The organism is Priestia sp. 40, assembly GCF_049368575.1.
Lineage (GTDB): Bacteria > Bacillota > Bacilli > Bacillales > Bacillaceae_H > Priestia > Priestia zanthoxyli.
The window spans coordinates 24,960-43,994 of the sequence record NZ_JBMPZA010000001.1; the positions used below are offsets into that span (position 1 = coordinate 24,960).

General features: G+C 38.3%; 17 protein-coding genes. 13 read left to right on the plus strand and 4 right to left on the minus strand.

Annotated features, from left to right (window positions below):
• Positions 1-480 (plus strand): RNA polymerase sigma factor, encoded by a 480-nt coding sequence (locus tag ACO1DI_RS00100; protein WP_014460179.1) that lies wholly within the window; start codon positions 1-3, stop codon positions 478-480.
• On the opposite strand, the gene ACO1DI_RS00105 is transcribed toward ACO1DI_RS00100, so the two are convergent.
• Complete coding sequence (locus ACO1DI_RS00105) at positions 477-1,106, minus strand: DedA family protein (protein ID WP_423144917.1); 630 nt, start codon at positions 1,104-1,106, stop codon at positions 477-479. The two genes, ACO1DI_RS00100 and ACO1DI_RS00105, sit on opposite strands and share 4 nt — an antisense overlap.
• A gap of 164 nt (positions 1,107-1,270) precedes the next feature.
• Between ACO1DI_RS00105 and ACO1DI_RS00110 the strand changes: the two genes are divergently transcribed.
• Positions 1,271-2,479, plus strand: coding sequence for a DNA polymerase IV (locus tag ACO1DI_RS00110; protein WP_371905607.1), 1,209 nt, complete (start codon positions 1,271-1,273; stop codon positions 2,477-2,479).
• Between the two features lie 157 nt (positions 2,480-2,636).
• On the plus strand, positions 2,637-3,056 hold the full coding sequence (locus ACO1DI_RS00115; protein ID WP_014460176.1) for an organic hydroperoxide resistance protein: 420 nt from the start codon (positions 2,637-2,639) through the stop codon (positions 3,054-3,056).
• Between the two features lie 61 nt (positions 3,057-3,117).
• Here the strand turns inward: ACO1DI_RS00115 and ACO1DI_RS00120 are convergent, their stop codons facing one another.
• Entirely contained in the window at positions 3,118-3,567 is a 450-nt protein-coding gene (locus ACO1DI_RS00120; protein WP_014460175.1) for a MarR family winged helix-turn-helix transcriptional regulator, read from the minus strand.
• Between the two features lie 144 nt (positions 3,568-3,711).
• Here ACO1DI_RS00120 and ACO1DI_RS00125 point away from each other — a divergent pair, with 144 nt between their 5' ends.
• The 4 genes from ACO1DI_RS00125 to ACO1DI_RS00140 all read left to right on the plus strand — a co-directional run bounded on the left by ACO1DI_RS00125 (position 3,712) and on the right by ACO1DI_RS00140 (position 5,894).
• Positions 3,712-3,921, plus strand: coding sequence for a cold-inducible protein YdjO-related protein (locus ACO1DI_RS00125; RefSeq protein ID WP_014460174.1), 210 nt, complete (start codon positions 3,712-3,714; stop codon positions 3,919-3,921).
• 289 nt (positions 3,922-4,210) lie between these two features.
• Positions 4,211-5,032 (plus strand): MBL fold metallo-hydrolase, encoded by an 822-nt coding sequence (locus ACO1DI_RS00130; protein ID WP_209369183.1) that lies wholly within the window; start codon positions 4,211-4,213, stop codon positions 5,030-5,032.
• A gap of 176 nt (positions 5,033-5,208) precedes the next feature.
• Positions 5,209-5,415 (plus strand): zinc ribbon domain-containing protein, encoded by a 207-nt coding sequence (locus ACO1DI_RS00135; protein WP_140450833.1) that lies wholly within the window; start codon positions 5,209-5,211, stop codon positions 5,413-5,415.
• Positions 5,416-5,417: 2 nt separating this feature from the next.
• Entirely contained in the window at positions 5,418-5,894 is a 477-nt protein-coding gene (locus ACO1DI_RS00140; RefSeq protein ID WP_208732335.1) for a GNAT family N-acetyltransferase, read from the plus strand.
• A gap of 20 nt (positions 5,895-5,914) precedes the next feature.
• On the opposite strand, the gene ACO1DI_RS00145 is transcribed toward ACO1DI_RS00140, so the two are convergent.
• Entirely contained in the window at positions 5,915-6,952 is a 1,038-nt protein-coding gene (locus ACO1DI_RS00145) for a LysM peptidoglycan-binding and 3D domain-containing protein (RefSeq protein ID WP_014460170.1), read from the minus strand.
• A gap of 301 nt (positions 6,953-7,253) precedes the next feature.
• Between ACO1DI_RS00145 and ACO1DI_RS00150 the strand changes: the two genes are divergently transcribed.
• Genes ACO1DI_RS00150 through ACO1DI_RS00160 form a run of 3 tightly spaced genes read left to right on the plus strand, consistent with a single transcriptional unit; the run spans position 7,254 to position 11,106 of the window.
• Entirely contained in the window at positions 7,254-9,788 is a 2,535-nt protein-coding gene (locus tag ACO1DI_RS00150) for an AAA domain-containing protein (RefSeq protein WP_182420611.1), read from the plus strand.
• Between the two features lie 23 nt (positions 9,789-9,811).
• Entirely contained in the window at positions 9,812-10,489 is a 678-nt protein-coding gene (locus ACO1DI_RS00155) for a cobalamin B12-binding domain-containing protein (RefSeq protein WP_258232152.1), read from the plus strand.
• The gene (locus ACO1DI_RS00160; RefSeq protein WP_208732332.1) at positions 10,486-11,106 is read left to right on the plus strand and encodes a hypothetical protein; all 621 of its coding nucleotides are present in this window, start codon (positions 10,486-10,488) and stop codon (positions 11,104-11,106) included. Before ACO1DI_RS00155 ends, ACO1DI_RS00160 begins: the two co-directional genes overlap by 4 nt.
• Here the strand turns inward: ACO1DI_RS00160 and ACO1DI_RS00165 are convergent.
• Positions 11,103-14,663, minus strand: coding sequence for a CheR family methyltransferase (locus ACO1DI_RS00165; protein WP_423144918.1), 3,561 nt, complete (start codon positions 14,661-14,663; stop codon positions 11,103-11,105). The two genes, ACO1DI_RS00160 and ACO1DI_RS00165, sit on opposite strands and share 4 nt — an antisense overlap.
• 450 nt (positions 14,664-15,113) lie before the next feature.
• Here ACO1DI_RS00165 and proC point away from each other — a divergent pair, with 450 nt between their 5' ends.
• The 3 genes from proC (at position 15,114) to ACO1DI_RS00180 (ending at position 18,527) form a co-directional block, all read left to right on the plus strand.
• Positions 15,114-15,956 carry a pyrroline-5-carboxylate reductase gene (gene proC / locus ACO1DI_RS00170; RefSeq protein WP_028413399.1) on the plus strand — a complete coding sequence of 281 codons (843 nt, stop codon included), beginning with the start codon at positions 15,114-15,116 and terminating at the stop codon, positions 15,954-15,956.
• Positions 15,957-16,043: 87 nt separating this feature from the next.
• Positions 16,044-17,150, plus strand: coding sequence for a glutamate 5-kinase (gene proB / locus ACO1DI_RS00175; RefSeq protein ID WP_014460164.1), 1,107 nt, complete (start codon positions 16,044-16,046; stop codon positions 17,148-17,150).
• 114 nt (positions 17,151-17,264) lie between these two features.
• Positions 17,265-18,527, plus strand: a complete 1,263-nt coding sequence (locus ACO1DI_RS00180; protein WP_423144919.1) for a glutamate-5-semialdehyde dehydrogenase — start codon at positions 17,265-17,267, stop codon at positions 18,525-18,527.
• Positions 18,528-19,035: the final 508 nt, after the last annotated feature.

The following is a 19,035-nucleotide window of genomic DNA, read 5'->3' on the forward strand; positions in this document are numbered from 1 at the left end:
ATGTGCGGCGAGGAATTACAAGATTATTTAAATCAGGTGCTGGCTTATTTATTAAAAAATGGCGTGAATAGACAAGACGCTGAAGATATTACGCAAGAAGTAGCATTAAAATATTTAGAAAAACAAGAAATGGTCGATCCTGAAAAAATAAAAGCTTGGATGTTTCGCGTCGCATTAAATAAGCGCTGTGATTTAGGAAGGCGTAAAATGGTGAAAGACCGCTATACGTCTTCCTACAAAGAAGAACCCGTTATGTATACGCCTATTCAGCAGGTGCTCAGAAATGAAGAAGCGGCGGAATGTCAGGCGATTTTAAATCAATTGAATCCTAAATATCGCAATTTACTTCTGTTAAAATATGGATTAGGATTTAAATATGAAGAAATTGCCGAGTTATTAAATATGCAGATGACTACGTTAAAATCAGCTCTTTACCGCGCGCGCAAATACTTTGTGAAGGGATATAATGAAGTCATTTAATATAAATGAAACAGCAGCAGTTTGTGAAAAAGAACTTCTTTACACAAACTACTGCTGTTTTTTCGTATTTTTCTTCTTTGGACCGCATAGATAATCAAACTGATCGCACAAAAAGCTAAAGTGATCTCAATCACATCAGTATAAGAAGATGTCGTGTTAAAAAAGAAACCGAAAATAAATAAAGCCAGCGTCCAAATGAAACCGAAAGAAAATGAGACTTTAATGTAATGACGATGCTTCATTCCGCTTGCTCCGAGAAAAAAAGGCATCACATGTCGCATTCCTGGTAAAAAGTAGCTTGCGATGATGGCGTGAGATCCATATTCTTGAATCGTTCGCTCAACTTTCATCACATTCTTTTCCCATCGCGGGCGTTTTAATAGCGCAAGCGCCTGAGCTGAAAACAGACTGGCTATCAAAAATTTAAGATACAAGCTAAGCATCATGCCGCTGTAGGTAAGTATAAAAGCTGGAATATACTGAACGGATGGAGACGTAGCCTGACTGCCTGCAAGCATAATATATACTGGGTCAGGAATCGGAGTAAGGTTGGCTCCGACTAAAATGATAAAAAAGAAATATCCGTAGCCTAATTGGTTAATGGCTCCGATAAGCTGATCAATCAAATTTTCTTCCTCCTTTCTTCATTAGAATACGAGAGAGTGACACACAGTGTTCGCTCAAAATAAAAATAAAGTATAGGTACGCACAACTTAGGAAAAAAGAGTTATAATAAATAAGAATGTACGTTCTTCTTTCGGGGATTAATTATACAGAAAGAGGTGATAGTATGAAAATGATGTACCCTAAAAACGGCAAAGTTATTCTTCATATTGATGCCAATGCTTTTTATGCATCTGTTGAAACCGCACATGATCATACGCTCAAAGATAAGCCTCTTGCTATTGCTGGCAATCCAAAAGAACGAAGAGGAATTGTTGTAACCTGTAACTATATTGCTCGTAAACGCGGAGTGTATGCGCCTATGCCTCTTTGGGAAGCGAAAAAAAAATGCCCCGAGCTGGTTGTTATAAAACCTAATTTTCCATTATATCGCCAAGTGTCCAAAAACATGTTTGATTATTTAGTAACCATTTCACCTCTTTTAGAGCCCGCTTCAATTGATGAAGGCTATTTGGATATTACAAACTGTGCTGAATTAGGCTCTCCTCTTGACATAGCAAAGTCCATTCAGCAGCATTTAATACAGACGCTGCAAATTCCTGTGTCAATTGGAATCGCACCGAATAAATTTTTAGCCAAAACGGCAAGTGATATGCAAAAACCTTTAGGAATTACCGTTCTTCGAAAAAGAGATGTCCAAACAGTTCTTTGGCCAAAAGCCGTAGAGGAAATGCACGGAATCGGTAAGAAGACAGCTGAAAAGCTAAATGCGATTAAGGTGGTGACGATCGGTGATCTAGCAAATGCCGCTCCCGGTCTTCTTAAACAAACTCTCGGAGTAAAAGGAGAAGTGATGAGAGACCGAGCGCGGGGCCAAGATGATCGACAGGTGAACCCTGATCGCCAATCACAGTTTAAATCAATTGGAAACTCTACGACGCTATCTCAAAATGCAGTAGATGAACATGAAGTTCTGCCTATTTTAAATAAACTATCGCACTCAGTAAGTTCTCGTATGAAAGCAAAAAAAGTTGTAAGCAAAACGATTCAGTTAACGATACGATATAGTGATTTTAAAACTATTACTCGAAGCCAAACTATCTCTAAAGCAATTAGCGAGCCAAACGATCTTTTTCATTACAGTGCAGTATTATTTCAAAAGCATTGGAACGGAGAACCGATTCGTTTATTGGGCGTAGCTGCTCTTCAAGTGAGTCACCAACTCCAAGAAGAAGAACAGTTGGATTTGTTTACATACGGAGAACAAGCAAAAAAAGAGCCTTTATACAAAGCGGTCGAAAGTTTGCGTGAAAAATATGGAGATAACATTATTCAAAGCGGTTTAAAAAAACAAAGAGGAAAAGAAGAGAGGTAACTCTCTTTTTTTTGTATAAAATAATAGGTTTACACTCATTATAGAAGGGGAAGTACATTACTATCACGGTAATCAAAGTGATTACAAAATGAATTTGATTGCGACTTTTTTGATTGTCTGCAATGAAATTACATAAAATAATCTATGAGGTGATCTTATGTCAGACGTACTATTTACATCTAAAGCAACAGCCGTTGGAGGCCGAGATGGTCGAGTTAAATCAGATGATGGTATTATTGATTTAACCCTTGTAAATCCTTCTCCAAATAACAAAAAAGAAGGAACAAATCCCGAGCAGCTGTTTGCAGCAGGATATTCTGCTTGTTTTGACGGTGCTCTAAATTTAATCGCTAAGAAACAAAAAAAAGACATTGATTCGTCTATTACTGCAGAAGTAAGTCTACTAAAAGACCACACTGATGATGGCTTCAAAATTGGCGTGGTGTTAAACGCTCATATTAAAGGCGTTTCACAAGAAGTAGCTGAGAAGCTAGTAGAAGATGCACATCAATTCTGCCCGTATTCTAAAGCAACGCGTGGAAATGTTAGCGTAACGTTAAATACAACGGCTGAGTAAATAAAAAGCGCCTGGATTTTTCTTATATCCAGGCGTTTTTTTATGTGCAATTTTATATGGTCTATTTTTGATTGTACGTATGCAGTGATTGCAGTAACTCCTGCAGCGTTTCTTTCAACTTTTCTAATTCTCCCTGTGACTTATTTGTCATACTAAAAACTTCTTCTGGAATATGACAAGCTTTATCACGTAATTTTTTTCCTTTTTCGGTTAAACTAATAAAAACAACGCGTTCATCTTCATGAGAACGCTCACGAATCACTAATTCTTGATCCTGCATTCTTTTTAGCATAGGAGTAAGGGTGCCTGAATCCAAATACAGAAGTTCGCCCATTTTTTTCACGCTGAGTGTTTCATGTTCCCATAAAACAAGAAGGGCTAAATACTGCGGATAGGTTACTCCTAATTTATCGAGCAGCGGCTTGTACACCTTTGTAATTTCTCGAGACGTGGCGTAAATTGAGAAACAAAGCTGATTTTCTAACTGCAGCTGCTTATAAAGTTGTTCCATTCATGTTCCCTCCAGTCTATTGCTTTTTATTTAATTATACACAATTAAATAGTGGTGTCCAATAACGCTGGGTGAAAAAGTAATCAAGCTGTAAATAAAAAATGGGAATTTTACATATACTAAGAAAAAAAGGGAGCTGTGCACATGTATTTTGCAAAAAAAGCCGTAGAAGAAGAAGTAGATCAAATGATGGATACGACTGTATATGCGTGTCAATCTGAATCATGTAATGGGTGGATGAGAGAAGATTTTGTTACGGTTGATTATAACTGTCCGATGTGCGGAACAGGAATGTCGCAGGAAGTACGCGAGCTGCCGAAAATTAAGTATGATCACCAATTTTATAATAAATAAAAAAGAAGCAACTGCTTCTTTTTTATTTTTCACTAAAATTTCATTAAGCTGAGCTAAACTAATAACCAACATACGATGAAGGTGAGGAATATCAGAATGAATCAAGGGAACTTTTTGAAAGGTTTATTTTGGGGAACCTTATTTAGTATTCCTATTTGGATTTCATTGTTTGGCTGGTTCCGCATTTTATCACATCTTGCATAGTTTCGTTTTATAAATCGTCATACGCGCCCTTATCTTTCTATTTCCGCTATAATAAAGGTGATAGAAAAAATAAGGAGCTGTTCTCATGATTCAATATAAAACGGAGCAAATGACGGTTTTTGAAAGCGCACTATTTCAAACAACATCTGCAGTGATTGAAACAAAAGACTGTGTGATTGTTGTTGATCCAACATGGCTTCCTCACGAAATTAATGAAATTAAACAGCATGTTCAAGAGATCTTAAATCATCGCAAGCTGTATGTGTTTTTTACTCACGGAGATTTTGATCACGTCATTGGGTATGGCGCTTTCTTAGAATTAAATGCCATCTTTATCGGTAGCAAATTTTTAGAACATCATCCGGACAAAGAAGAAAAAGTTCAAATGATTAAGCAGTTTGATCATGATTATTATATAAAAAGATCTCATGATATTATATTCCCGGAGCTGGATATTGTGGTAACCGAAAATGAACAGCACATTACTTTAGGCGAAACATCCATTACCTGTTATTTTGCAAAAGGTCATACAAACGATGGACTATTTATGATTGTCGATAATTCAATATGGATCGCAGGAGATTATTTATCGGACTTTGAATATCCGTACATATATGAAAGTGTAAACGATTACCGCGACACGCTTGCTACTGCGCAACACATTTTAGCTAAGCACCAAAATCTAACGCTAGTTCCCGGACATGGAAAAACGACACATCACCGAGCTGAAATTCAAAGACGAGTGGAAATGGCCAGCTCTTATTTAGATGAACTGCAAGCTGCAGTGAAAGAAAACAATAAAGAAGCGCTTGATAAGCTAAACGACAAATTGGCATTTCCATCTGATTTCACGGCACAATGTCATCAAAAAAATGTTGAAATTATGAAAAGAGAATTGCTGTTATAGAAATCGAGTGTACATTCATCCCGTCGATATTAGTCGATGTTAAAAGTAAGAAACCGCATCTTCTGTTGGAGATGCGGTTTCTTACTTTCCTTTATTTATCAATTAAATGAAACTTTTTCCTTTTTATATCCGTTTATATAAATAAGAAATTATTTTATTTATAAAGGAGTATGACAATGGGGAAAAACGGTTGTGTAAAATGTGGACATACAGAAGCAAAAACAAAAGAAATTGCTACAACGGGAACGGGACTGTCTAGATACTTAGATGTTCAGCACAATCACTTCACAGTGGCATATTGCACGAGCTGCGGGTATTCAGAGCTATATAATAAATCATCTTCAAGAGGCAGCAATATTATTGACTTATTTTTTGGAGGATGAAAATGAGTATCGACCTTATTGAAATCCACAAAGACCGGCGCGCTTCCTATTTAAATCTGCTATTAATAGGGGATGAAGACGAAAAAATAGTGAAGTCATATATAAATGAAGGTTCCTTATTTACCATTGTGTATAAAAAGAAGGAGGTAGGAGTTGTGCAGTGCCTCACCGATGAAGAGGAATCGGCAGTAGAAGTAAAGAATATCGGTTTAAAAGAAGCATACAGAGGAAAAGGAATCGGCAGCAAAGTCATTAAAAAGTTAGAAGTACTGTATGAACGTAACCAATATTCTAAAATGATTGTAGGAACAGCGGACTCCAGCCTTGAAAACATAGCATTTTATAAAAAGGCAGGCTTTTATCAAAGCGGTGTCAAAAAGAATTTCTTTTTGCAGTACGTTCCACCGATTTACGAGAATGGCTTGCAAGCTATCGATATGATTATGTTTGAAAAAAAATTAAAAAGCAGAAGCGACTAACACGCTTCTGCTTTTAGTGATTAATCTAAAATTTGAAGTTTTACCGTTTTGCGTCCCCAATTTAAAGCTGAGCTCTGAGATGCCATAAATAAATCAACGCGAGTACCTTTAATGGCACCGCCAGTATCTCCAGCAATTGCTTCTCCGTAACCTTCTACGTATACGCGAGAACCTAATGGAATCACGCGAGGATCAACTGCAATTACTTTTCGATTAGGATTTGACCTTAAGTCGATGCCTGTAGCAGTGATTCCGCTGCAGCCCGCACAGTAAGCAGTATAAGCTGTTGCTTCAACCGTAATCTCTTTCGAAACCGACTTACTTTCTTGCGCTGGAGCAGGTGCTGGCGTTGAAGTCGACGGTGCTGAAGTTGACGGTGTTGAAGGAGCAGCAGGTGATGGCGTTGATGGTTTCGCCTGAGCTGCAGCTTGTCCGCCTACTTGTAGCACTTGATTAATGTAAATCGTATTAGACGATAAGTTATTCCACTGTTTTAATTGAGAAATTGAAATGCCGTGTCGCTGTGCTACGCTCCACATTGTATCTCCAGGCTGAACTTTGTAACTTTTACTGTTGCTAGGAGCCGGGGATGCTTGCGTTCCGTTTGTTTTTTCTTGTACAGGTGCTGAAGGTGATGATGAAACAGTTCCTGTTCCGTTTATTTTTAATACTTGATTCACATAAATTAAATGACTAGATAAGTTATTCCACTCTTTTAGCTGCTGTACAGAAGTACCGTTGTTTTTAGCGATACGATAAAGCGTGTCACCTGATTTTACTGTATATGTATGATTTGAAGATGTTGTAGTTGGAGTTGAACTAGATGAAGAGTCAGTAGATGTAGATCCAATTTGTAATGTTTGGTTTGCATAAATTAATGTCGAAGAAAGACCATTCCACTTTTTTAAGTCCTCAACTGTTACATTATGCTGCTGTGAGATGCTGAATAACGTTTCTCCAGCTTTTACTTTATGCGTGTCTGTGTCAGCTGATGCTGCGTCTGCAATTCCAATTGATACTAAAGCTGTAGCTCCTAATGTAAAAATGTGTTTTTTCATCTAATATTTCTCCTTTATTTCCAATAGTTGTCTCTTATTCTATCAGCAATATGTAACAAACTCATGACAAAATGGTGGGTTTTATATTACAAGTTTGTAACAATACGTCTAAAGTTATAGAAAAAACGCGGTTTTTTTATGATTATGATGAAAAAAGTCTTAATTTGTCTGTAGAAATAGAATAGTGAAAAAGGTGTTCTCCTTTTATAAAAATGAAGAAGAAAGAAGCTATGCTATATTCAAATGACGTGATAGAATAGACAAGTTAGAAATGAACGGATAAAAAGGGAGTTAGACATCTATGGAAAAACGCTCTATCTCTTCATATTTAAAAGCATGGGTGCGCGCACTTTCAATTGAGATTAATTATATGAAGAAACACGGCGGAGAAAAGTATACGGTAGGAAAAGGAGAGTACTTAGGGCAGCAGGGAGATGCGTATCTTTACCGGTTTGAACGCACAGCCGATTTATACCTTTTTGATGGAGCTCAGGTGCGCCTCGTCCACCAGCATAAAGAAAGTAAAGGAGAAGTTATCGGAACAGAAGGATTTGATTTGTACCTTAAAATAGATGCGTTTATTGGACAAGAAGTAGACGAACTCGATATATATAACGAACCATGGGAATTATTGCAGGCTCTCATTGATAGACTCACGGAAGCAAAAGATTACAAGCAAAAAATAGTAAGAATCAAACGTCTTATGAGAGGCGATAGTCCTGTTCGTCATAAGGAGTATACGTCTAAGAACACTCTTCATGAAGTGTTGCTGCGAGCGCGTTATAACCGTACTACTTATATTTGGGGGCCTCCTGGAACAGGAAAAACATATACGCTGTCCAAAATCGCGGCAAGCTATTACCGGAAATCAAAGCGGATCCTGTTATTATCTCACAGTAATGCAGCGGTGGACGGTTTGCTGCAAGAAACTGCACGTCAGTTAAAAAAGAAAGAAGCTTGGAAAAAAGGAAAACTCATTCGATACGGAGCAACAAAAAGCAGCGGCTTAGAAAATATAAAAGTAGAAGAAGTCATTGGAGAAGATGATCCTGATTTAGCTCAGGAGATGCGGGAGCTACAAGAAGAACGAGTTTACTTAAGCAGGTATCCCAATAGAGCTCACCAGCTTCAGCAAGTTAACAAAAAGCTAAACGCCCTTCGTAACAAGTGGATTGAAGCGGAGAAAAATGTGTTTGATCAAGCGTATATTGTAGGCACTACTTTATCAAAAGCGGCTATTGACCGATTACTTTATCAAAGTGAATTTGATATGGTTGTGGTAGACGAAATTAGCATGGCATACGCACCGCAAATTGCTTTTGCAGCTACGTTAGGAAAACGAATTGTCGTATGCGGGGATTTTAAACAGCTTCCCCCGGTATCTCAATCTTCTCATGCTGAAGTGAAGAAGTGGCTGCAGCGAGATTTATTTGAGCAGACGGGTCTTGTAGAGCAAGTAGAAAGCGGTGATATACACCCGCATCTTTTTATGTTGACGAAGCAAAGAAGAATGCATAAAGATATCTCGGCTTTTACAAATCGCTATATTTACAGCAATCGAGTAGGGGATCATCCATCTGTCACAAAAAGTCGAGAAGTAGTAGCAAGCAGCCGGCCGTTTGCTCATGAAGCAGCGCTTATGCTTAACATTGGTCAGTTGCATTCTTCCGCTATGCGAGATGTCGTTTCCGGCTCACGCTACAATGTGATAACGGCTGTTTTGGCGGTAAGTTTGATGCTGCGGGCACGCAAAGCTTCTTCGGCTACTATTGGCTATGTGACTCCTTATAAGTCTCAAGCTAAATTGATCAATGCCTTTCTTCAAGATATTGAACCAGCTAGCGATATAATTGCAGCAACCGTACACAAATTTCAAGGCGCAGAACGAGATATCATGATTTTTGATACGGTCGATACAAAGCCGCAGTCAAAACCAGGTTTACTTTTAACAAATGAAAATAGCGATCGATTGGTAAATGTAGCGGTGACGCGTTCAAAAGGAAAATTTATGATGCTTTCAGACGAGTCGTTTGCCCAGCAGCGTGTACCAAAGGAGCGAGCGTTATGGAAGCTGGTCAACCACTTTAACGAAAATCAAAAAGTATACCAACCTCAGCAATTTTTAAAAGAAGTCATTCAGCATCCTAAATTGATTTGGTACCATCCAGCGAACAGCAGTCAGTTAAAAAAAGACTTATATCAAGCTCAGCAGCAGATTTTATTGTGTATTCCTTATGCTTCCCTTGTCCCTCAAGAAATAAGGGATATGTTACATTCATTCAAAGGTGAAGTGACCGTTCTTACTCGTGAACCAAAAGAAGTTCGAATTGACGGCGCTCATGTCATTTCATCTGCTGTTCCGATGTCACTGCTTATCATCGATGAATCCACTATATGGATTAATATGCCTTACGGCGGAAAAAATGAAGCGTTTATGGCAGCTAGAATTGAGTCAAAGCTAGGCGCTAAACAGCTTATTCGGTCAATTGACTTTACCGAAGATAAAACAAGAAATCAAGAAACAAAAATGTATATAGAAACAAATAAACCACAATATTCTTTGAGCAATTACCTTCGCAGCTGGGATCGCTGTGAATCTTGTCAGCATATGCGAGAAGTAGAGATAACAAAAAAAGGAAAAGTAAGGTTTATTTGCTATTATTGCGGGAAAACAAGTGGGGCAACACGTTTATTAGTTGAGAAATATTTAAACTACGTACATGCTGTATGTAAAGTATGCAAGCAGCCGATGAACGTAGAGTATAATGAAAATAAAGGCGTCTACGCATGTTGTCCATCGTGCAAAAATGAAGTTTTGCCTAGAGATTTATTGTAACTTTAAGAAAAGGGCGTGATCTTATCGTTTACTCTCGTAATGTAGCGGCTTTAGCTGATTGTTTGCTAGAAGGAGACGTTCAAAAAAGCTGGCTGCTCATTGCTATATATAGAGAAGAAGGCCATTCTTCAACTGACGTATACACGTTTCTGACAGAAGCAATGTATGAGATAGGGAAAAGGTGGCAAGAAAATAAAATTTCAGTCGCGGACGAGCATTTGGCTACTGCAACCTGTGACTATGTGTTAACTCGCTTTCAGCTATCACAGCATCAATTGCTTCAGCGCCATCGAGCACTTCTTTTTTGCATTGAAGGAGAAGAGCATTACTTAGGCATTAAAATGATTGCAGGACTTATGAGAGAGCAGGGATGGGAAGTTAAAAACTTAGGAGCAAACTTGCCGCTGCCGTTTGCTCTAAAAAGCATTGAAAGATGGGATCCTGATGTAGTATGTTTGTCCGTCTCACAAGTGCATTTGCTGCCGGATTTACAAAAATACATTGCTGAGATTGAAAGCATGGCGCAAAGTCCTCTTGTATTAGTGGGCAGCAGGCTTCTCAGCACGCATGATTTATCGGCTTCAGGATCTTCAAAAACTATATTCATTAATCATATTCAAGCTTTTAAAGACTGGCTTCTAATCAACAATAAAGAAAGTTCGACGCAAGATAAAATGTTAGTAATGGGGGAAGAAATATGATCAGTTTGCCGATTCAACACATTCCGGTTCCAATGTTTTTACTCAATAAAGACAACGAAATAATTGAATTTACACCAAGCGTCACGAAAAATTTCCCGCCTGTTCAGAACTTTTTAGATTTAGTTGATGAAGACAGCCAAGAAAAAGTAAAAAGAGCACTCCAGGGAAAGGAAGAAGTGCAAATCGAAGTAAATATGCGCACCTTTTCTAACCCAGTTGCTCTTTTTGATTTTCATTTTAAGCCTGAAGCCTATCATTCGCTGCACGCTGTTTTCTGCTATCCTATTCATGAGCATATGATGAGTGTTCAATCAACCCTTCAACAGTTTCGCTCTATGCTTATGCAAGACTCATCACAAGTAAACCAAGATTTTTCAGTCAGGGAAACAGATGTAGAAACGGCGAAAAAAATGCAGCTAGTTGATCTTCAGCGTCATTTTCGAGAAATGAAAACAAATGTGCTAACCATTCAAGACCTCCTAAGTATTATCCGCTCCGACGTAATTGAAGCAGGGAAAGGAGAATATATTGAATTGGTCTCTACACATTTGTTTGACATTCAAGATTTAATTAATCGGGAGCTTGACTGTTTAAGACAGAAGAACAAAGTACATTAAGAAAGCGGTAATCGAATTTCTACCGTTGTTCCTTTTCCTTCTTCACTATCATACGAAATGCTTCCTTTATGATTACTAATGATTTTGTGACTCACCATCAATCCTAATCCTGTTCCTTTTTCTTTTGTTGTATAGAAAGGCTCGCTAATTCGTGTTAATCGATCTTTCGGCATGCCTTTTCCTTCATCTATCACTTGGATGACTACTTGATTTGTATCTGGATCAAATTTAGATACCACTAGAATAGACCCGGGGTCATCCATCGCTTCAATAGAATTTTTCACCATGTTGATAAATACTTGTTTCATATCTTTTTCAATACAATGAACAACAGGTAATTTTTCTTCAAAATCCGTTGAAATAGTAATGTTTTTAAGAATGGCCTGTGTATGCAGTAGTGTACACACGTCTTGAAGAATTAAATTTATCTGCTTATTTTCATATTTTACGACTTCGGGTTTGGCTAGAATGAGCAGTTCGCTAATAATCAGTTCTAAGCGGTTAAACTCGGACATCATGACATCCATATATTCTTTTTTATACGTTTCTTCTTGCATCATAAGCTGTAAAAAGCCCTTTAATGATGTAAGAGGGTTTCGTATTTCATGGGCAATCCCAGCAGCCAGTTGCCCGAGTGCTGATAGCATCTCTGAATTTTTGAGCATCATTTCCGACTGTTTGCGCTGTGAAATGTCTTCACTTAACCCAATGTAATGGATGATTTCATCCTGATCATTTTTAACAGGCATTAAGGCTAACTGTTCCCAAACGGTTTCCCCGTCTTCTTGAACGTAGGAAATTTCTCCGTTCCATTTTTCTCCTCTATATACTTCGTTCCAAATTTTAGGGAATCTTTTAACGCCTAGCTTTTTAGTATATAAGTCATAGAGGTGTAGCCCAAATACTTCCTGCGGCGCATGCTTTTGCTCCATGAATTTTTGATTAATGTACTTAATTTTACCTTGATGATCGGTAATAAAAATGCCGGTAGGGCTATGAGCTACTGCAAATGATGTAATAGCCAATTCCTCATTGGATCGTTTAATTTCTGTAATGTTAATAAACGTAATAACTACACCGTTAATTAAATTCTCATTCGTACGATAAGGCATCATTTTCATGCTGTACCATTGGTTATCGTAGCTTTGAATTTCTTTTTGAAGGGTGTTATTTGTTCTTAAAACATGCATTGCATCCTCGATTAGATGGTCATACCTAAAGTTATGCGAAATATGAAAGAAAGGTCTTCCGATATCTTGATGTAGAACGTTGATTACCGTTTTCGTTTCCGGCGTAAATAATTTAATATTCAGCTGCTCGTCTAAGAAAATGGTAGCAATAGTTGTACTGATTAATAAATTATCAATATCGTTGTTTAAGTCCGTTAATTCTTCAATTTTGCGCTCGTACTGGTTGTTAACACTAATTAATTCTTCGTTAACAGACTGCAATTCTTCATTTGTAGACTGCAGCTCTTCGTTAGAAGCAATCAGTTCTTCGTTTGTTGACTTTAGCTCTTCATTTGCTGTTTCCAGCTCTTCAATCGTCGTTTGCAAATGCTGCTGCGTGTAATGAAGCTCTTGCTCTAAATCTACTACAAGTTCACTAATAGAACTTGTTTGATTAAGAAATAAGGGCTCTTCTTTATCAATAATGGCACCATCTGTCTGTTCATCAAACATAAGTAAGTAAAGAGAGTGATTTGTTGGAAGAGCAGATATTGTAATATTAAAACGGCGCTGAACGTTGTTTATGACAAACTCAATGTGCTGACAGCATACGCTCATACCTTGCTCTTTTACACGTTTAATAGCTGCTCCAATGGCTAAAGAGACGTGAACTGGAACCATTTTGAAAATCGTATAATTAATTTTGCCTACAGGAACGTTAATAAGCTGAGTCGCTTCTTTTGAACAAAATATTACTTCATTGTATTCATTTAATACAAGACAAGGGCTCATAAAGTGATCAATCATTGATTGATACATCTCATCTAATTTAAGCGAAGGAAGAGGCTTATAAAGTTGACTTGGCAGCGGCACGCTAGAGAAATCACCTTCATGCAAGTTGGATTTCGAAAGATTAAAAGCTCCCGTAATTTGTCGGCTGGACTGTCCGGAACGCTTAAATATTTTCCATTTACTGTTGATAGGGCGGAACAAATCAGACAAATTTCCTGTTGTTTCACTAGGACCTAAAAAAAGTACGCCTTCTTCTGTCAAAGAAAAATGAAAAAGAGACAGAATGCGCTGCTGCAGTTCAGCTTGGAAATAAATCATCATGTTTCTACAGCTAATTAAATCAACGTTTACAAAAGGCGAGTCTTTTCCTATATTATGCGGGGCAAAAACAATCATTTTGCGGATTGTTTTTTTGACTTGATAACCACCGTGTTTTGTTTGCTCAAAATATTCATTAATTTGAGATGCTGAGAAGGAATGAACTTCCGCTTCTTCATAAATGCCTTGGCTCGCTCTTTTAATTGCATGACGATCGATGTCTGTAGCAAAGATTCGGACATCGAAATAACGGTTGATTGTTGATAAATAGTCATGAAGCAAAATAGCTAATGTGTATGCTTCTTGACCGGTAGAACAACCTGCTACCCAGATGCGGATTTCATCTTCTTGACTATGAATCTTTCTTTCTACTAATTGAGGGATGACTTGTTCTTCGATAATAGAGAAGGCTTCTCTATCTCTAAGAAATTGCGTCACTCCAATCAGCAGGTCTCGCTGCAGTTCGACGATTTCTTCGGCTTCTTTACATAAATAGTCCCGGTACTCTTCCATCGTTTGAGAGGGTGGGTCGAGTAAAGCCATTCTTTTTTCGAGTCGTCGCAGCACCGTATTTTTTTTATACATAGAAAAGTCGATGCCTGTTTTTTTCTTTATTAATGAATAAATGTATTGCAGTGTTTCTTCATTATATGTAAATTCAGTTTGGCTGACATGCGTTTGCACAAGGTCAGGCATATCAGCAGGAGAAAGGATATAATCAGCAAGGTGTGCATCAATAGCGCTTAGGGGCATATCTCTGTACTTCGCTGTGCTTTCATCTTGTACAAGTACAGTGCCTCCGTACTCTCGTATCGTTTTTGCTCCTCCTGTTCCATCACTTCCTTTTCCCGATAAAATAATGGCTGTGCATCGATGTTTTTTTGCAGCAGCAAGAGAATGAAAAAAGGCGTCAATTGGATACTTTACCTGATCATTTTCTTCATAAGGACGAAGGTGAAGAGTATGATCAACAACGGTCACATAATGATGGGGAGGATTTAAATAAATTGTGTCTTCTTGTAAAGTCATCCCGTCTTGTGTCAGTTCGATATTCATTCCTGTTTTCTTTGCTAAAAGTTCTGGCATAAAGCTTTTATATTTAGAGGAAAGGTGTTGTACAATAATAAACGCCATTCCATTTGGTGAAGGCATATTAGCGAAAAACTGCTCAATAGCTTCCAACCCTCCGGCAGAAGCGCCAATTCCCACAACGTGTAAATCCTGTTTCTCTATTCCTTCTGTAGACGATGGAACTGTAGAAAACGAGTTGTTCTTCATAATAGAACCTCCAATAATGTTTAGACACTTCGTAGATTGTATGTCGTTTTGTCTATTTTAATGTCGACAGCACAGCATGGTTTACATCAAAAGTAAATTTTTCTAAAAAAACCAAGATGCTGGTACATAGGTTCATTTTAGCAAACCTATTATATTGTTCAAATAACGTTTTCAAAATTCCTCTATTTTTCGTAAAAAAATTTTAGAGTCAAACTATATAGTATGCCCCGATTTTCTTTATATAAACGTATTTTTATAAAAAAAATCGGTTTTTTTTTCGTAAAAAATTATTTAAAAAAGTTTTGTTTGCGCTTACATATGCATAAGGTTATACGCTCAAGGAGGAAAAAAACGGTTAAATCCAACTTGACACTCTTTTTCAGCATGTTACTATAGGAACCGTTGAAAGAAACGAGAACAAAAATACGAACAAATGACAGGGGAGATTTGATGGATCAAAAACAAAAAGTTGCTTTTTTAGGTGCTGGATCAATGGCAGAAGCGATGATTTCTGGTATGGTCAATGCAAAGAAATTACCTGCTGAAAATATTATCGTAACAAATCGCAGCAATGACGCGCGACTGCACGAACTTGAAAATAGATATGGTATCAAAGCAGTAAAGCGCAGCGAGCTGAAAACAGATGACATTGATGTTTTTATTCTAGCGATGAAGCCAAAAGGCGCTGAAGAGGCATTAAACGAATTAAAGCCTCAAATCAACAAAGACCAGCTTGTCCTATCTGTTCTTGCAGGGATTTCGTCTTCTTACATGGAAGAGTTATTGCATGATGAACAGCAGGTCATTCGAGTGATGCCGAATACATCAAGTATGATTCAGCAATCAGCAACGGCTATATCTCCAGGTCAATATGCTGCAATGGATGCTGTGCTAACAGCAAAAGAGCTGCTTTCTGCAATTGGAAAAGTGTACGTGATTGATGAGCCTCAAATGGACATTTTTACAGGAATTGCCGGAAGTGGACCCGCTTATTTTTATTTCCTTATGGAGCATATCGAAAAAGCAGCTAAAGAAGAAGGTCTCGATCCTGAGCTAGCACGTGAAATTGGCGCCCAAACCATTTACGGTGCAGCAAGAATGATGATGGAAAGAGATGAAACGCCGACGGAGCTTCGTGAAAATGTGACGTCTCCAAACGGTACAACAGCAGCTGGTTTAGACGCCTTAGCTAAACACGGCGGCGGAGAAGCAATGATGCAAGCAGTTAAAGGAGCATCAAAGCGTTCAAAAGAAATGAGTGCTCAACTACAAAAAGTGGCAAGTACTAATTAATTCGTCACTTATCTTCTTCGTGAATTCCTCACCACAAAAAAATAATCATAAACAAGAAAACATACAGAACACACTAGGAGTGATTTGATGAGTCCCGACAATAAGAAGCGGGTTGTAATTAAAATTGGAAGTAGTTCATTAACAAGTTCACACGGTGAAATCAGCAGAAGGAAGCTCGAGCGCCTTGTGGATCAAGTCGTAGACTTAAAAGACAGCGGTCATGAAGTGCTATTGGTTTCATCAGGAGCTGTAGCTGCAGGATACCGAAAGCTCGGCTGCTTAGAGCGACCTAGCTCTTTACCTGAAAAACAAGCAGCTGCCTCAATCGGTCAAGGACTGTTAATGGAGGCTTATTCGGAACTGTTCCTATCACACGGATACGTTGCTTCTCAAATCTTAATTACAAGAGACGATTTTTCAGACGAAAATCGTTACAACAATGCACGAAATACAATCAACGTGCTGTTAGAACGCGGCATTGTGCCAATTGTCAATGAAAACGACACGGTAACCATCAATCGATTAAAATTTGGCGATAATGATACACTTTCAGCTAAAGTTGCTGGACTAGTGGATTCCGACCTGCTTATTATTTTATCGGATATCGATGGCTTATACAGCGCGGACCCTCGCCAGGATCCAAATGCAAAATTAGTCCCTCACGTAGGGGAAATCACGCAAGAAATCGAAGAATCTGCAGGAGATTCAGGAAGTTCAGTTGGAACAGGCGGTATGCGCTCGAAAATTGACGCGTTCAAAATCGCTATGGCGTCAGGAATTCCAGCATTTTTAGGAAGAGCTGGTGTGCCAAACATTTTAACACAAGCGGTTGACGGAGATGCAACAGGAACGTATTTTGAATCTGAAGATGATTCTGCGAACCTTAATCAGAAAAAGCAGTGGATTGCGTTTAACTCTGGTCCTGAAGGGGAAATAGTAGTCGAAGATGCCGCGAAACGTGCAATTATTGAAGATAAAGAGCCTTTACTTCGCGAGCATGTTAAATATATTAAAGGCCACTTTAGTGAACGAGCAGTTGTACGTATTCTAGATAAAGAAGAAAATGAGCTGGCTCTGGGCGTGACAAATTATTCATCTGATGAACTTGCACTGAATGAGCCAATTGATCAACCGATTGTAGACAGCGAAGGTCTAGTGTGTCACTTAGAAATTCCAGTACCGGTCGGTTTGTAAGCAAACATGCTGTAAAGAAAAGGAGCCCTTCCTTTTCTTTGCATGATTGCATTTACCTCTTATGCCTCACACTTTAAAATCAAACAAAACTAAAACGAATCCAGGAGTGATTTGGTGTTACAAACAAATGAAAAGTATTCAGTAGAAGAACAAGCTATTTTAGCAAAAAAAGCAGCTAAGCAATTAAGTTTACTAACAACAAAGCAAAAAAACGATGCGTTGTTAACGATTGCTTCTACACTTGAAAGCAACACGGAGTATATTTTAAAAGCAAATGAAGTAGACTTAAAAAACGGAAAAGAAAAAGGTTTTGATGAAGCGCTTATGGACCGCCTTGCTCTTTCAGTGGAACGTGTAAAAGAATTTGCAAACGGCCTTCGTGAAGTTGCTGAGCTAGATGATCCAACAGGGGATATTTTATCAAGCTGGACATTGGATAACGGTCTAGATGTAAAACAAGTACGCGTGCCTCTTGGCGTTATCGGAATGATTTATGAAGCACGTCCAAACGTAACGGTAGATGCAACAGGGCTAGCGTTGAAATCTGGAAATGCTATTGTGTTAAAAGGCGGCTCTTCAGCTATTTCATCTAACCAAGCTATCGTGGACATTATTCATAAAGCTCTTGATGAAACGCCAATTCCTAAAGAAGCCGTACAGTTTATTTCAAGTACAAATCGTGCGGCTACGCAAGAATTATTTACAATGAAAGAGCATATTGACGTGCTGATTCCGCGCGGAGGGGCTTCATTGATTCAAGCGGTCGTCAATAACGCAACGGTTCCCGTGTTAGAAACGGGAGTCGGAAACTGTCATATTTATATCGATGAACAAGCTGATGTTAAGAAGGCCATTCCGATTTTAATTAATGCAAAAACAGATCGACCAGCGGTGTGTAATGCAGCAGAAACGGTTCTTGTACACAAAAATTGGCTCGATTCTCATAAAGATGAATTGATTCAAGCATTCAACGATCGTAATATTGAAGTATATGGTGATAAAGCGACAGTGGGTGAAATTCCTGGAGCAAAACCAGCGTCTGAAAAAGACTGGGCTGAAGAGTATTTGCGCTTAGCAATTGCGATGAAAGTAGTAGAGAGTGTGGATGAAGCGATTGACCATATCGAAACATATGGAACAAAACACTCTGAAGCCATCATTTCAGAAGATGAACAAGCCGTTTCACGCTTTATGTCTTTAGTGGATGCAGCCGCACTGTATCATAATGCATCTACGCGTTTTACTGACGGAGGAGCTTTAGGATTTGGAGCTGAAATTGGGATTTCCACTCAAAAGCTTCATGCACGCGGTCCCATGGGACTTCCTGCACTTACGACAATTAAGTATATTATGAGTGGAAACGGACAAACTCGATAAGAAATGAAAAGCGAGCCTAATCATGTGCTCGCTTTTTTTTTATGAAAAGCAAAAAAAGTAAATGGAAGCTGATTTGTAAAAAATTATAAACTCTGTTATAATAGTAAAATATATAATTTTTGTGATCTTCATTTTTGTTCTTTTCAGACTATCCCGTTGTTTTAAGAAAAGCAACTGCTATCTGCTTTGCTATAACTTCATTTTTATTTTAGTCTTTCAAGACGCCGTATTATTCCTCAAAGATTGATTTACGGATGTATAGTATCACTTTATCTTGCACCATTTACCACATTTACACGCTAAGTTAATCTTCATTTATTATCCACTTAAAAAGTACTGTTTAAAGGAGACGATGTGTATGTATAATCGTAAAAATTTAGAGCCGGCTGAAGCGGCGCACGAAAAACGCGAAAGCGTTTCACGAGAAACGCGAAAACGCAGTCCCTCAGCTTCGTAAGTAGGGTTAAACACCGGGTTCGATCAAGACCGGTCAAGGCGCCATGCAACA